The sequence below is a fragment of the Heyndrickxia shackletonii genome (assembly GCF_001420715.1).
In the GTDB taxonomy this organism is placed as follows: domain Bacteria; phylum Bacillota; class Bacilli; order Bacillales; family Bacillaceae_C; genus Margalitia; species Margalitia shackletonii.
Genome location: NZ_LJJC01000004.1, coordinates 2,050,150 through 2,065,588 on the forward strand (window position 1 = coordinate 2,050,150; position 15,439 = coordinate 2,065,588).

Annotated in this window: 18 protein-coding genes; 16 read left to right on the forward strand and 2 right to left on the reverse strand. The window is 35.1% G+C overall.

Annotation, left to right across the window (positions count from 1 at the left end; translation table 11 throughout):
* Positions 1-390: 390 nt before the first annotated feature.
* Positions 391-816: a transcriptional regulator MntR gene (mntR, locus tag AN964_RS09750; protein WP_055739494.1), complete on the forward strand. Its 426-nt coding sequence runs from the start codon at positions 391-393 to the stop codon at positions 814-816.
* Between the two features lie 115 nt (positions 817-931).
* Here mntR and AN964_RS09755 read toward each other — a convergent pair whose 3' ends face one another.
* Entirely contained in the window at positions 932-1,150 is a 219-nt protein-coding gene (locus AN964_RS09755) for a DUF3892 domain-containing protein (RefSeq protein ID WP_055739495.1), read from the reverse strand.
* A gap of 173 nt (positions 1,151-1,323) precedes the next feature.
* Between AN964_RS09755 and AN964_RS09760 the strand changes: the two genes are divergently transcribed.
* The 15 genes from AN964_RS09760 to AN964_RS09830 all read left to right on the forward strand — a co-directional run bounded on the left by AN964_RS09760 (position 1,324) and on the right by AN964_RS09830 (position 14,671).
* A complete protein-coding gene (locus tag AN964_RS09760) occupies positions 1,324-2,010 on the forward strand; it encodes a class I SAM-dependent methyltransferase (protein WP_055739496.1) in 687 nt (228 codons plus the stop codon).
* A gap of 7 nt (positions 2,011-2,017) precedes the next feature.
* A complete protein-coding gene (locus tag AN964_RS09765) occupies positions 2,018-2,722 on the forward strand; it encodes an AIM24 family protein (protein WP_055741203.1) in 705 nt (234 codons plus the stop codon).
* A gap of 57 nt (positions 2,723-2,779) precedes the next feature.
* The gene (locus tag AN964_RS09770; RefSeq protein WP_055739497.1) at positions 2,780-4,468 is read left to right on the forward strand and encodes a formate--tetrahydrofolate ligase; all 1,689 of its coding nucleotides are present in this window, start codon (positions 2,780-2,782) and stop codon (positions 4,466-4,468) included.
* A gap of 40 nt (positions 4,469-4,508) precedes the next feature.
* Positions 4,509-5,363, forward strand: coding sequence for an amidohydrolase family protein (locus AN964_RS09775; protein ID WP_055739498.1), 855 nt, complete (start codon positions 4,509-4,511; stop codon positions 5,361-5,363).
* Between the two features lie 228 nt (positions 5,364-5,591).
* The gene (locus AN964_RS09780) at positions 5,592-6,206 is read left to right on the forward strand and encodes an HD domain-containing protein (RefSeq protein ID WP_055741204.1); all 615 of its coding nucleotides are present in this window, start codon (positions 5,592-5,594) and stop codon (positions 6,204-6,206) included.
* On the forward strand, positions 6,187-8,061 hold the full coding sequence (locus tag AN964_RS09785) for an ABC-F family ATP-binding cassette domain-containing protein (protein WP_055739499.1): 1,875 nt from the start codon (positions 6,187-6,189) through the stop codon (positions 8,059-8,061). The genes AN964_RS09780 and AN964_RS09785 overlap by 20 nt, the downstream gene beginning before the upstream one ends.
* Positions 8,062-8,099: 38 nt before the next feature.
* The gene (locus tag AN964_RS09790) at positions 8,100-9,224 is read left to right on the forward strand and encodes a conserved virulence factor C family protein (RefSeq protein WP_055739500.1); all 1,125 of its coding nucleotides are present in this window, start codon (positions 8,100-8,102) and stop codon (positions 9,222-9,224) included.
* Between the two features lie 20 nt (positions 9,225-9,244).
* Positions 9,245-9,679: a BrxA/BrxB family bacilliredoxin gene (locus AN964_RS09795; protein ID WP_055739501.1), complete on the forward strand. Its 435-nt coding sequence runs from the start codon at positions 9,245-9,247 to the stop codon at positions 9,677-9,679.
* Positions 9,680-9,936: 257 nt separating this feature from the next.
* The gene (locus AN964_RS09800; protein WP_055741205.1) at positions 9,937-10,509 is read left to right on the forward strand and encodes a YpjP family protein; all 573 of its coding nucleotides are present in this window, start codon (positions 9,937-9,939) and stop codon (positions 10,507-10,509) included.
* A 217-nt stretch (positions 10,510-10,726) separates the two neighbouring features.
* On the forward strand, positions 10,727-11,416 hold the full coding sequence (locus tag AN964_RS09805; RefSeq protein WP_055739502.1) for an anthrax toxin lethal factor-related metalloendopeptidase: 690 nt from the start codon (positions 10,727-10,729) through the stop codon (positions 11,414-11,416).
* Between the two features lie 19 nt (positions 11,417-11,435).
* Complete coding sequence (locus tag AN964_RS09810) at positions 11,436-12,230, forward strand: thymidylate synthase (protein WP_055739503.1); 795 nt, start codon at positions 11,436-11,438, stop codon at positions 12,228-12,230.
* On the forward strand, positions 12,227-12,712 hold the full coding sequence (locus AN964_RS09815) for a dihydrofolate reductase (protein ID WP_055739504.1): 486 nt from the start codon (positions 12,227-12,229) through the stop codon (positions 12,710-12,712). The genes AN964_RS09810 and AN964_RS09815 overlap by 4 nt, the downstream gene beginning before the upstream one ends.
* A 127-nt stretch (positions 12,713-12,839) precedes the next feature.
* Positions 12,840-13,091: a DUF2535 family protein gene (locus AN964_RS09820; RefSeq protein WP_055739505.1), complete on the forward strand. Its 252-nt coding sequence runs from the start codon at positions 12,840-12,842 to the stop codon at positions 13,089-13,091.
* A gap of 191 nt (positions 13,092-13,282) precedes the next feature.
* Positions 13,283-14,056 carry an SGNH/GDSL hydrolase family protein gene (locus AN964_RS09825; RefSeq protein WP_244885864.1) on the forward strand — a complete coding sequence of 258 codons (774 nt, stop codon included), beginning with the start codon at positions 13,283-13,285 and terminating at the stop codon, positions 14,054-14,056.
* An 18-nt stretch (positions 14,057-14,074) separates the two neighbouring features.
* On the forward strand, positions 14,075-14,671 hold the full coding sequence (locus tag AN964_RS09830) for a YpmS family protein (RefSeq protein WP_055739507.1): 597 nt from the start codon (positions 14,075-14,077) through the stop codon (positions 14,669-14,671).
* A 36-nt stretch (positions 14,672-14,707) separates the two neighbouring features.
* Here AN964_RS09830 and AN964_RS09835 read toward each other — a convergent pair whose 3' ends face one another.
* Positions 14,708-15,418 carry a DUF4397 domain-containing protein gene (locus AN964_RS09835; protein WP_055739508.1) on the reverse strand — a complete coding sequence of 237 codons (711 nt, stop codon included), beginning with the start codon at positions 15,416-15,418 and terminating at the stop codon, positions 14,708-14,710.
* Positions 15,419-15,439 lie beyond the last annotated feature (21 nt).

Below are 15,439 nucleotides of genomic sequence, written 5' to 3' on the forward strand. Positions count from 1 at the left end.
GATATGTTTAATGTTAAAATAAATATACACCAACCGAATTAGTGAGTCAAGAATATATGAGGTAATTTTTTATTTTTTCAGAATAGGAGGAAAAAGGGTGAAAATTTCTCCTAAAGGTGTAAGATTCAGTTGTTTTCTTGTTTATTTACAGCATCTATAGTAAAATTTTATTGATGAGCCTATTATAAATGAAGTATGTAGTCTTACTGTTCAAGTAAAGTTGTTTCATATTTATTTAGTTTTCGCACATAGTGGAAAATCAAAATACGTTTTAGTTTCTGGGCATCTTTTCAAAAAAATCCATTATTTAGTTGGAAGAAGAAATTTACACTGTTTTCAGTTTGAAACAGTAACCTTAAGAAAAGAGCCTTACATAATGGGGGTTTAGGGATGCCAACACCAAGTATGGAAGATTATATAGAACAAATTTACTTATTAATTGAAAGTAAAGGATATGCACGTGTATCAGATATTGCAGAAGCGCTTTCTGTCCATCCCTCCTCTGTAACAAAAATGGTACAAAAGCTAGATAAAGATGATTATTTAGTATATGAAAAATACCGCGGCTTAATATTAACATCGAAAGGCAAGAAAATTGGAAAACGACTGGTAGATCGTCATGATCTATTGGAAAAGTTTCTTCAGATAATCGGTGTTAAAGTGGAAAACATCTATCAAGATGTTGAAGGAATCGAACATCATTTAAGCTGGAATTCTATTGACAGAATTGGTGACTTAGTACAATTTTTTGAGGAAGATCCGGAACGTGTAAAAGCATTAAAAATTCTACAAGAGAAAAATGAAGAAGAAATGTAGGAGAACCGCCAAAAGGACGGTTCTTTTTCATTATATAGAAGAATGTCTAAATCTATTATCAAATAAATGATTTATTCTGCGCAGTGCTTCTCTAGCTCCAACGCATGCACTGTTATTAAAATATAGGAGGGAAGTTCGAGAAATATTTATCATTTTCATCGTTATTATATAAACAGGCGTGTCCGTCATGATTCCATTCAATATTTGTCCCTTCGATTTTTCCATTCTCCGTTTCCATCAACGCTTTTAGGTAAGAAATAATTCTGCCTTCCGATGTTTCGAAGCTTATAATATCACCTTGATAATTTCTTTGAACCTTAATAATATGTTCCACTTTACTTACTCCCTTGTTTTTGTATTCCTTTTATCCCTCACAAAGATAGAGTAAAAATATGTGAAGTAAATGAAAGGATAATAATATTTTGGTTAAATTAGAGGGAAATCAAACATAAATATTTAATATTATTTTTATAGGTTATGAAGTTATTTAAAGGGGGGAGATTTTAGGTGAATTCCTTCTCATGGGATCAGGAATCGAAAAGAAGTTGGGATCTTAACGCGGAAAGCTGGCATTCTAATTCAAAAAACATGTGGTTGCATGGTAGTCGAAAAGAAATAGTTCCGTTTTTTACGAAATATGTACCTAAAGGATTAATAGCAGATCTCGGTTGCGGGGATGGCTTTGGATCGTCTTTATTGAGCAAGAATGGATATGAAGTGATTGGAATGGATATTTCCGATAATATGGTGAAACTTGCCAGGAATTATGAAAACGATAACTTAACCTTTGTACAAGGCAATATACTTAAAACACCATTTGAAGATAGACAATTTAAAGGAATATTGGCCATCAATTCACTGGAATGGACCGAAAGACCTCTAATTGCCCTGAATGAAATAAAAAGAATTCTAACAAATGACGGTTATGGCTGCTTTGGAATATTAGGACCGACTGCAAAGCCTCGAATAAATAGTTTCCCAAGGTTGGAAGAAAAAGAAGCAATATGCAATACAATGATGCCATGGGAATTTGAAAAACTCGCCATAAGGCACGGCTGGGAAAAAGTTGCCGAAACGAATGTTTATAAACGTGGAGTTACAGAACGGCATCTCGAGGGACTTTCAAATGAGCTGAAACAGGCGTTGAGCTTTATTACTCTATTTATTTTAAAAAAAGTGGAGCTTAAGGGGTGATTTGCAGGTGGAAGATTCAAGATATTCTATTCAGGAGTTTATCCAAAAGACAAAGCAAGAGGATAAGCATCAAGGTTTATTTGAATTAGAAACCTCTAGGCTTCTTGAAATCAATTTAAATGGACAAGTATGGGCAAAAGCAGGCTCCATGGTTTCTTATCGTGGGAATATTAAATTTGTACGGGAGAGAATGCTGGAACACGGCCTTCGCAGATTATTCAAAAAGGCATTAACTGGTGAAGGCACTTCGCTTATGAAAGCAACCGGGAATGGGAAATTATATATTGCCGATCAAGGAAAAAAAATTTCCATTCTCCATTTAAAAGATGAATCACTAATTGTAAATGGGAATAATTTATTAGCATTTGAACAAACCATCGAATGGGATATTAAACTAATGAGAAGAATTGCTGGAATGCTTGCAGGTGGTATTTTTAATGTGAAACTAGAGGGAAATGGACGAGTTGCTATAACCTCCCATTATGAACCTCTAACATTAATTGTTACTCCCGATAATCCCGTATTTACAGATCCTCATGCGACAGTCGCATGGTCCGGGCAATTAAAGCCCGACTTCGTGACAGATGTATCGTTCAAAACCTTTCTTGGACGCGGCAGCGGGGAATCTATTCAAATGAAATTTTCAGGGAATGGTTTTGTTGTAGTACAGCCTTTTGAAGAGGTATATTTTTCTAATGATTCAAAGGGTTAAATCTACCAATATTAAACTATTATTTAAATACAAAATAATCGTAAGGAGGAAAAGAAAATGAGTGAAAGCAAAACAATGAAAACAGATATTGAAATTGCCCAAGAATCTACTTTATTGCCTATTAAAGAAATCGCAGAAAAAATAGGATTAACAGAGGATGACCTTGATTTATACGGTAAATACAAAGCGAAGATTTCATATGAAAAAATACATAGTTTGCAATCCAATGAAGATGGTAAATTAATACTTGTTACTTCTATAAATCCGACACCTGCAGGAGAAGGAAAATCAACGGTTACGGTTGGTCTAAGTGATGCTCTCCAGTTGATAGGTAAAAAGGTAATGATTGCTTTGCGTGAACCGTCTTTAGGTCCGACCATGGGCATGAAAGGGGGAGCTACAGGCGGCGGCTATTCTCAGGTTTTGCCGATGGAGGATATTAATCTTCATTTTACCGGTGATATTCATGCCATAACAACAGCTAATAACGCTCTTGCCGCTTTGATGGATAACCATATCCATCAAGGTAATCAGTTGCAGATTGATCCAAGAAGGATTGTTTGGAAGAGATGTTTGGATTTAAATGATCGTGCTTTACGGCAAATTGTTATTGGGCTTGGAGGACCAGGTCAAGGTGTACCAAGAGAGGATGGTTTTGATATTACAGTAGCCTCTGAAATAATGGCCGTTCTATGTTTAGCGAATAATCTTCAAGATTTAAAACTTCGATTATCGAAGATGGTCATTGCTTACAATTATGATAAGCAGCCGGTAACAGTTGGTGATCTAGGGGTTGAAGGTTCACTAGCCTTGCTTTTAAAAGATGCTCTTAAACCAAATTTGGTTCAAACAATTGAACACACTCCTGCACTTGTCCACGGGGGACCATTTGCAAATATTGCGCACGGATGCAACAGTGTAATGGCAACGAAAACAGCGTTGAAGTTAGCAGACTATGTTGTTACCGAATCAGGATTTGGTGCAGATTTAGGAGCGGAAAAATTTTTAGACATAAAGGCAAGATCAGCAGGATTAAAGCCATCCGCTGTCGTAATCGTAGCTACCATTCGAGCACTAAAAATGCACGGGGGAGTAGAAAAATCTGAACTGACAAATGAAAATGTTGCAGCATTGGAAAAGGGGCTCGAAAATCTTAAAAAACATGTTGAAACGATTAAGCAGTTTGGGTTACCTTTTGTTGTTGCGATTAATCGTTTTACCAATGATTCTAATTCCGAAATCTCGCTTTTGCAAAGTTGGTGTGACGAGAATTCAATTCCGGTAGCTTTAACAGAAGTATGGGAAAAAGGCGGGCAAGGCGGTATTGAGCTTGCAGCTAAAGTCTTAGAGGTGATGGATAGTCATAATGTAACATTTCAGCCCATTTATGAATTGGACTTGTCATTGGAGGAAAAAATCAGGACCATTATAAGAACAGTCTACGGTGGAAAGGATGTAGATTTTTCTGCACAAGCCTTGAAACAATTAAAAGAATTTAAAAACTTTGGCTGGGATAAACTCCCTGTTTGTATGGCTAAAACACAGTATTCTTTATCGGATGATCCTGGTAAGCTAGGCAGACCAAGGGATTTTATTGTCCATGTCAGAGAATTAAAACCAAAGCTTGGTGCCGGTTTCATTGTCGCTATTACGGGAGATATTATGACAATGCCAGGACTGCCAAAGAAGCCTGCCGCCTACAATATGGATGTAGATGAAAAAGGCAAGGCAATGGGTTTATTTTAAAGCTGTAATGTTTGAAAATTAAATTTTAGGAGTAATAGTTGTGAAAATAATTGATGCACATATGCATTTATCCGATATAAAAGAATTCCATCATACAGCACAAAACCTTTCATTTGTGAATTATTCTAATGAAGGAATAATAAAAGAATATAAGGATGCAGGAGTAATTTTAGGTATAGGCATGGGATTAACAGAAACAGATGGACTCGGCTTTCCGGACCCTGAAGCCGAAACTCCAATGGGCTTGGATTTAGAAGAAAGCATACCTTCTAATATTATGTACTGTGCGGGTGTTAATCCATATACACTAAATGAAAACTCACTTATTAACTTAGAAATGGAGCTTCAAAAACCAAATGTCGTTGGAATCAAAATTTATTTAGGCTACTATCCATTCTATGCATATGATAAGGTGTACGATCCGATATATACTTTGGCTGAAAAATACGATATGCCCGTGGTGTTTCACACAGGTGATACGTATTCAGAGAGGGGACTTTTAAAATATTCTCATCCACTAACTCTTGATGAAGTGGCCGTAAAGAACCGTAAAGTAAGATTTATGATGGCCCATTTCGGGGATCCATGGGTTTTGACAGGTGCAGAGGTAGTTTATAAGAATTCCAACATGTATGCAGATTTATCAGGGCTGCTAGTGGGGACTGAACAAGATTTTAAAATGAAACGAAACAGCAGATTTTTCGATCATTTAAAGCATGCATTAGAGTTTTGTGATCACTATGAAAGATTAGTCTTTGGTACAGATTGGCCATTAGCTCCAATAAAGACATATGTAGATTTCATCAAGTCACTTATTCCGGAAAAACACTATGATGATGTGTTTTTTCATAACGCATTGAAGGTATTTCCTAAGATAAAAAATCATTTAAAATGAACAAATGCGCAAACCAATAGGAGCTACAGCTAGACGTAAAGGTTATCTACAAATATGAATTTATAATATCCTAAGCGATAAAGGCCGTATTTACCGCAAATACGGCTTTTATTATTTAAAGCAGGTTAATATTTTTTCATATATAATCATGGTAAAATATTATTTAGGAGGAGAGGAAGCAGAGTGGAACAAATTATTAAAAGAACGGAAAATTTTGTTCAACAAGAAATGGGAACAGATTCGACCGGTCATGATTGGTTTCATGTAGATCGTGTTCGAAACCTTGCTTTGTACATTGCAAAATGTGAAGGAAAAGGAGATTTATTTGTCATCGAAATGGCCTCATTACTTCACGATATTCCAGATGAAAAATTAAATTCTTCACTAGAAGAAGGAAAAAATAATTTAAATAGTTTTTTATCCTCCTTATCACTCGCACCACATCTACATGCAGTAATAATCGAGATAATTGAGACCCTCTCCTTTAAAGGCGGAAATGAGTCTTCATTACATACATTTGAACAAATGGCTGTAAGAGATGCAGATCGTCTGGATGCAATCGGCGCGATTGGAATTGCAAGAGCTTTTGCTTATGGAGGAAAAAAAGGGCAGCTCCTGTATGATCCGGGCTTACAAGTAAGAGAAAATATGACAATTGAAGACTATCGAAAGGGTAAATCCTCGACAATCCATCATTTTTATGAAAAATTATTATTATTAAAGGATAAAATGCTTACGAAAACTGGGAAACAAATTGCTTTAGAAAGACATCAATTTTTAAAAACTTTCCTGGAGCAATTTTATAAAGAATGGAACGGTGATTATGAAGTCAATAACAGTTGAAGAACTTTCAAAAACATACGGCGAGAAACAACTGTTTAACCAAATTTCCTTTCACATAAGTGAGAAGGAAAGAGTAGGAATAATTGGGGTGAATGGGACAGGAAAATCAAGTCTGCTTAAAATCCTGGCGAAAATAGATGAACCGGATTCAGGAGAAATCATTCATCCGAATCAGTATTCCATCGGATATTTATCCCAAAACCCGGAATTAAATCCTGAATTAACGGTTTTAGAACAGGTCTTTCAAGGGGAAGCAGCGATTATCCAGTTATTTAAATCGTATGAAAAACTATTAATTCAAATGGAGAAGGATCCTGCTAATTCCGATTTACAAGATAAATTATTTTCCTTGCACAAACAAATGGATGCTTTAAATGCTTGGGATGCGAATGCTAACGCCAAAACAATATTAACGAAATTGGGAATTCACGATTATACATGGAAAATCGGAAATCTGTCAGGCGGACAAAAGAAACGGGTAGCTTTAGCACAGATACTGATTGAAACACCAGACTTATTAATTTTAGACGAACCAACAAACCATTTAGACTATGAATCCGTAAAATGGTTGGAAGATTACTTGAATAAATATCCCGGAGCTTTATTACTTGTGACCCATGATCGTTATTTTCTTGATTCGGTTGTCAATCGGATATTTGAATTAGACCATGGCCAGCTTTATTCTTATAAAGGTAATTATCAGGCTTTCATTGAGGCAAAATCATTAAGAGAAGAAGAAAGCCTGGCAACAGAGAGTAAAAGAAAGAATCTTTACCGCAATGAGCTTGCTTGGATGAGACGTGGAGCAAAGGCAAGGACCACGAAGCAAAAGGCGAGAATAGAACGATTTGAAAAGCTTGAGTCTTCGATTGGCAAGCTTGCGGTCAATGAAAATGTGGATTTTGCCATTCAAGGGAGTCGCCTAGGTAAACAAGTGTTTGAATTTGTAGATGCTTATAAAGCGTTTGGAGAACGGGTTATTTTAAAAGATTTTAATTGGCTTGTAAAACCGGGAGATCGAATAGGCATAATCGGGAAAAATGGTAGCGGAAAGTCCACTTTTATGAACCTTCTTGCTGGAACGATCCCACTTTCAAGCGGGAAAATAATAACTGGACAGACCGTTAAAATTGCTTATTACAAGCAAGAAAATGAAGACATGGATGATTCAAAGAGAATGATTGAATACATTCGTGAGTATGGAGATTCCGTTACGACAAAAGACGGCGATACCATATCAGCTGCACAAATGCTGGAAAGATTTCTATTCCCATTATATACACACGGTACACCAATTCGGAAATTATCCGGAGGAGAAAAAAGAAGATTATATTTATTAAGGTTATTAATGGAAAAACCGAATGTATTATTACTGGATGAGCCGACAAATGATTTGGATACACAAACATTAACGGTGTTAGAAGACTATTTAGAGGAGTTTCCGGGAGTCGTGATATCTGTTTCACATGATCGGTATTATTTAGATAAAACCACGGAACAGCTTTTAATATTTAATGGTGATGGAAACATTGCTCGCTTCTACGGAATTTACAGTGAATACTTAGATTTGAAACAGGCGGAAAACAAAAAAGAAATGAAGGAATCTGCTGCTCCAACTGAGACAAAAAGTGTGAATAAGCCAAAAAGAATGAGTTATATGGAGAAAAAGGAATGGGAAGAAATCGATGGCAAAATAGCAGATGCGGAGCAAAAATTGGAATTACTTCAAGAAGAATTAAATAATATTGGAAGTGATTTTGAAAAAGCACAAAAAATTATGGATGAAATCGCATTCCAAGATGAGACATTGGAAAAATTGATTGAGAGATGGACTTATTTGTCAGAGCTAGTTTGAAATAGCACTAAGCAAACGGTTAAAGAGGTGAAAAAAGGATGAAAATAGTTACGATTGAACCAACCCCAAGTCCTAATACGATGAAAATTATTTTAAATGAAGAATTGCCTGCAGGAAAAAGCTCAAATTATAAAGCTGAGACTGCAATTGGTGCCCCACCAATTATTCAATCAATTCTCGGATTAGCAGGAGTTAAGGGTGTCTATCATGTTGCAGATTTTCTTGCGGTAGAACGAGATGGAAGAGTAGATTGGCAAGATATTTTACCCAAAATAAGATTAGCATTTGGTGAAGAGGAAAATAGCCAAGTAACCGGAGAGCAAAAAATAAATGAGCACTTTGGTGAGGTAAGTGTTTTTATCCAAATGTTCAAGGGAATACCGCTTCAGGTGAAGTTAGTAGAAGGGGATCAAGAAAAACGCTTTGGATTGCCTAAAAATTTTCTGGAGGCAATGCAAAAGGCTCAGCTGCCCGGTGATAATTATGTTTTCTTAAGAAAATGGAAAGAGCAAGGTGTTCGTTACGGGGAATTAGAGCAAGTGGGAAATGAAGTGGTAGAGGAAATCATTGCAGCATATCCTGATGAACGATTGAATAAAATCGTTGCTATAGCACAGAACCCGAACAAAGAGCCAGAAAAAAAGAAAATGCATAAAGTAACTGCTGATATGTTAGATAATACGGATTGGCGCAAGAGATATCAGCTTCTTGAACAAATGGAAGATCCTACTCTGGAGGATTTACCTGTTCTTGAAAAAGCACTTCATGATGAAAAATCATCTATTCGAAGATTGGCAGTTGTGTATTTTGGCATGATTAAAGATAAAAAAGTTCTTCCTTACCTTTTTGAAGGATTGAAAGATAAAGTAGTGACAGTTAGAAGAACAGCTGGTGATGCATTATCAGATCTTGGATTTAAAGAAGCTATTCAGCCTATGGCTGATGCTTTAAAAGATACAAGTAAAATTGTTCGATGGCGTGCAGCGATGTTTCTGTATGAAGAAGGAGACGAAACGGCACTTCCTGCCTTAAGAGAGGCTCAAAATGATCCAGAATTCGAAGTTCAGCTGCAAGTAAAAATGGCTATCGAAAGAATTGAGGGCGGAGAAGCCGCACAAGGTTCTGTTTGGAAGCAGATGACTGAAGCAAGAAAATCAAAGTAATTTGTTAGGAGGAAATAAAAATGTCCATGGCATATGAAGAATATATGAAACAAATTGTAAAACCGATGAGAGAAGAACTTGTTCATGCAAATTTCACAGAGCTTACAACTGCTGAGGAAGTAGAAAATTTTATGGAAAATGTTGAAGGTACAACACTTGTAGTCGTTAATTCCATATGTGGTTGTGCAGCAGGCTTAGCAAGACCGGCAGCAGTTCAAGCGATTGAAGGGGCTTCCAAAAAACCGGATCATTTTGTAACAGTATTTGCTGGTCAAGATAAGGAAGCAACAGCTAAAATGCGGGAGTATTTTGTAAACTATGAACCATCATCCCCATCCATGGCTATCCTTAAAGGAAAAGAAGTATTACATTTTATTCCGCGTGATGATATTGAAGATCATGAAGTAGAGGAAATTGTCGATAATTTAAGTACCTCTTTTCAAAAGTATTGTTAAATCATTTTGGGAGTGTCTGGTGGCACTCCTATTTTTTATTTGCAAGCATAGATTGGACAAAAGGCAGACTTCAAAAAATTGCAACAAATTAGACAATATTTCCCTATAAAAATGATTGGATAGAGTGTAAAATGAGAGATATATTATAAAAAATTAATATTGTATTAAGAATGTTATTTCATAATAGAATGAAAGAATGATGAATAAAGATTGAATGTACATCTAATAGAAAGGGGGAGGTTGCCGTGAAAAAATGGATGAAAAAGTCAATCGTTGTACTGGTTTCTATCTTTACATTTGGAATGGTCACTCCCACACATGCCTTTTGGAATGGACATCAAGAAGTAGATAAATCAGAACAACAAAAGCATGATCAATTACAAAATCAAGCCTATTCTTCTTATCAAGAGACGAAGCTTGATAAGGAAAGTTTTATTAACTCGGTAATGGCGGAAGCTGAGAAACAATCCTTTGAGAAATTTGGTTCTAAAATATCTCCTGTAATTGAAGACGAATTTAGACAGGTTATATTACCAAATATTCAAAAAGCCATTGAAATGACCGTTGCCGAATATCCTGAAGAAAAGCTTGAGTCCTTTGCGGTATCCGAATCTCCAAGCGGAGGACTAGGAGAGAAAATATTCCATATATATGATACAAATTCGAATGAAGATATTATACGCTTTCATGTAAGAAGAGACCACCCGCCTATGGATGGATATTATTTTAATTTTCATTACCATGTGCAATATGATAATTACCAAAAGCATTATACGCTAGGCACCATATATTGGGATAAAAACACTCCGCCGAAATGGATGAGTGTATAAGAACAAGTACGCGGGGCAACTTGCCAATCGAAAATATGGATGAATGAAACTAGAAGTGTATATTTTACTTTTATCGTCGATGACAAGGAAAAGGTGCTTTTTTACGGCACCTTTTTTTAGTATATATACCAATAAATGATTAACAAAGGACCTTTTTTTCCTATGATATAATGAGATTATGAAACTACTAAATGAGAAACGCAGGAAGTGCATTAATATGCGCAAGGTAGTAATATATCTTTTTGTTTTATGTGCAATTTTGCTGTTAGGGCTATCAAAACCATCTTTAGATGGTATATTATTAAAGAATAGTGCCCTATATCATAACGTTCATTTGCGGTCTCAAGCATTATTGGGAGATATTGTTGTTTTGCCGCTTCAATCTAATTATGATAAGGATGAAGTTATAAAAATCCTATCCAAATTAGAAAAATTGCCATCTTCGATGCTATCAAAGGTGGAAAATAAAAACATAAAAATAAAATTATTTACCGGAAAACTGACCGATAATCCGACAGCTGCCTATTTAAAGGGAAAAACTCCGAGAGGGTATCAAGATCATTCGATCACTTGGGATAATGTGCCGGGAATAGGTGGTTCTAAAACCGTGCTTGTTAAAATTGGCTGCAGTGAAAAAGGAAAAGGGCATGGTTCAGTAAATTTAGAGCTTCATGAACTTGCACACTCATTAGAACATTATTTATATGATGGAAAAAAGGAGCAGGCATTCATTCCAATATGGAAAAAAGAAGCTCCGAAATTATTTCCAGGTAATTCTTATTTTATTAATTATCAAGAAGAATATTTTGCAGAAAGCTTTGCAATGTATTACTATTCTCGTGATACGAAAATACAATTAAAAAAAATTGCCCCTATGACGTTCAACTATATACAAGCTTTATCATAGGGTAATAAGAGGTGTTAAGATGAAACAATATCTGGATTTATGTAAACATGTTTTAGAACATGGAACGATAAAGGGAGATCGGACGGGTACAGGCACCATCAGCACATTTGGCTATCAAATGAGATATAATCTGGAAGAAGGTTTCCCTCTTCTAACAACCAAGAAATTACATTTGAAATCCATTATATATGAACTGCTATGGATGCTTAATGGGGATACAAACGTAAAGTACCTCCAAGAAAATGGTGTTAGAATATGGAATGAATGGGCAAATGAAGATGGAGATCTTGGTCCTGTTTATGGACGCCAGTGGAGATCTTGGGAAACGGCAAACGGGGAAACAATTGACCAGATTTCAGAAGTCATTGAACAAATTAAATCGAATCCTAATTCTCGAAGACTTATCGTAAATGCCTGGAATGTTGGAGAAATAGATAAGATGGCGCTCCCTCCATGCCACTGTTTTTTTCAGTTTCATGTTGCAGATGGTAAATTGTCTTGCCAGCTTTATCAACGTTCAGCGGACATTTTTTTAGGCGTTCCATTTAATATTGCCTCCTATGCTTTATTAACGATGATGATAGCACATGTATGTCATTTACAGCCGGGTGATTTTATACATACACTGGGAGACGCTCATATTTATACTAATCATATCGATCAAGTGAAGCTGCAATTAACTCGAGAACCAAGGAAATTACCAAAAATGGTAATTAATCCAGAGGTTACATCCATTTTTGATTTTCAATTTGAAGATTTTTCATTGCAGGACTATGATCCACATCCACATATAAAAGGAGTTGTCAGCGTATGATTTCCTTTTTATGGGCAGAAGATAAAAAGGGTGTAATTGGAAAAAATAATCAGTTGCCATGGCGCTTACCAGAGGATTTAAAGTATTTTAAGAGAACAACGATGGGGCATCCAATTGTAATGGGAAGGAAGACATACGAATCAATTGGAAAACCCCTGCCTGGAAGAACGAATATTGTGTTAACGAGAGATGAGCGATTTCAAGCAGAAGGCTGTCTAATATTTAAAACAAAAACTGAATTATTAAAATGGATTAGAGAAAATAATGACGAGGTATTTATTACCGGAGGAGCAGCTATCTTCGGATTATTTATGGAAGAGGCTGATCGTCTGTATGTAACAAAAATTCATGAGGAATTCGATGGCGATACATATTTTCCTCTTATAGATTGGTCAGAATGGAAGCTTATTTCAAATGAAAAAGGGATAAAGAACAAAGAAAACCCATATGATTATGAGTTTCAAATTTACGAAAGAATATGATGTAATCCATGTCGTTTTCAAATGGTTTCGATAAAAAAATATTTAAAATTTACAATAAAAATACAGGAATTGTCATTCAATATGCAGTATAATATATACAAACGGGCGAAAAAAGAGGATTGATATTTTGCTATTTAAAAGCCTTGAGTTCAAAACAAATAATGGACAGAAGGTGAAAATTACCGATATACCGGTATTGAATGAAGCAAGCCCCCTTTTTTACAAAATAAATATTAAGCTTGCACAGTTAGTAAGACAAATTCATACTTCAAAAAATGTTAAGACCACTTACTCATTTAGAGACTATTTAAAAACAGTGCTTAGGTGGCCGGATTATGAATTAATCTACCAGTCCACTTCTTTAAAAAATAACGCATAAGGGATTCCTGGAAACAGGAGCCCTTTTATTTTTTGCATGAATATATCCTCTTACAACATAAAAGTAGTATTAGGAAATAAAATCAAAAATAGTAATCTTTCATAATATGACTAGCAGTATATGAAAAAAAGATGTTACAGCCGGGTGAAAATGTTAAAATAAAAGGGATTTGTTAAAGCGAGGTGACCAACATGATGAAAAAACTCACCTTACTCTTCGCTATTTTTATTTTAGTGTCAGGCTGTTCTGTGCATACTAACAACCAACCGAGTAAGGAAGCGAGCGTTGCCGTTAAGCAGATGCCTCCGAAAGATCTTCATATCGTTGCAGTTGGAGATTCCCTTACACAGGGGGTTGGGGATAGTTCTAATCAAGGTGGTTATATTCCGTATTTGAAAGATATAATGGAGAAGGATAAAGGCATTGGTACTGTTACCTTTGATAATTTCGGAGAAAGAGGGGATCGAACTGACCAACTATTAAAACGGCTAAAAGATCCAAAAGTAATAAGTAAAATAAAAAGCTCCGATATTGTGATGATTACCATAGGCGGTAATGATGTAATGAAGGTGTTCAGGGACAATTTCACTAATTTGAAGGTAGTTAAGTTTAAAGAAGCTATAACTGGGTATCAAAAAAGACTAGATGATATTCTAAAAACCATTCGTGAATATAAACCAAATGTAGGAATTGTTTTAATTGGCATTTATAATCCTTTTTCAAAATGGTTTTCTAATATTAAAGAATTAGATCAAATTGTACAAGATTGGAATCATTCTAGTGAAAAAACATTAGTGAATTATAAAAACACCCAATTTGTACCGATTAGTGATTTATTTGAAAATCAACATGAAAATCTATTTTATTCTGACGATTTTCATCCAAATGATAAAGGCTATAAGTTAATGGCGGAACGTGTAGGGGAATTTCTTCTTAAAAATAAGCTTAAACAATTAAGAAAATAGCACCGTGAGGTAAAAAAGATGGAAAAAGTTAAAAATCGCTGGAAAGCGGCATTTATTGCCTTATCAATTCTTATTGTAATATTTGTATTGGTTATTGGATTTTTTATTTTTGCTCCGACAAAAAAAGGGACTATACCTAAAACAACCATAAATACTGATAAACATGTTCGATTCTCTATTCGCACCAATAAAGATGATCTGAATAAATTAATTAATCATTATATAGAAAAAGAAGGTTTGAACGGTCCGATTAAATACAATGTTTATCTAAAAGATGATGTTGAATTAGATGGTTCTATTCCTGTCTTTTCAGAGAATGTACAATTAAAAATGACATTTGAGCCTGAGGCATTAAAAAACGGAGATTTACTTTTAAAACAAAAAACGATTTCTATTGGTTATTTAAATCTACCCGTTTCATATGTCCTTAAATTTATTAATCAATCCTATAAACTACCGGATTGGGTTAGTATCGATCCTGACAAGAAAACAGTTTATGTTGGCTTACAAAAAATGAAAATTGGACATAGTGATATGAGAGCCCGCATTGATAAGTTTAATTTAAAGGAAGATGATATTTCCTTTTCGTTATTATTTCCAGTTGAGAATCCATAAAAAAACAGGTGCCTAGTGGTGAAGGGCACCTGTTTTTTAAATAAGGAGAATTTGGGAATCCACAAAGAAAATCGAAAACGTTTTAGCAGTAGAAAAGTCTGCATTTTCCAATGTCTGTATTACTTTGTCCGTTTCTCTGTCCACAACCTCAATATTGGTTGTTATTCGTTCAATAGATGTATAATCGGATGATTTTTTATATCCGATGTTTTCGAATAGAACTTTTTTATTTTTAAAGAAGACATTAACAGAGGGGTAATCAGATGTTAAATGAATAAATTTTACTTTGGTCTCCTGTGAAGAGGAAGTTGGTAAGTCTTCATAGGATAATATTTGAATTTTATCATTAGTGGAGACTGTTGCTAAAGTGTATGCACGGTTTGTTTCAAATCCGATATTCTTGTTGATGATTGTTGCTGTTTGGGTGCCTGCAGGATATATATCTAGATGATGTTTCCCAGCATGTAAGGTATAATAAGGTGTGATATTACTAAACGGTAATTCTTTTATAAACATTCTCCCGTTCGTATAAATGTCAATATTAGCAATTTCCTTTGTTGCATTTAAAAATCTAACATAAACGGGATTTAACCGATTGCCTGATCGGCTTTGTAACATAGCTTTGTTTAAATATTCTAAGTGTTTTTGATAATATTGAATATGCAAGGCAGGGTTCATATATTTATAAAAATCAGCAAGTAAATTAAATTGCGCCGCTCTTTGAAGATAATAAGATTGATTTTTCATAAACTTTCGCTCCATTCTGTT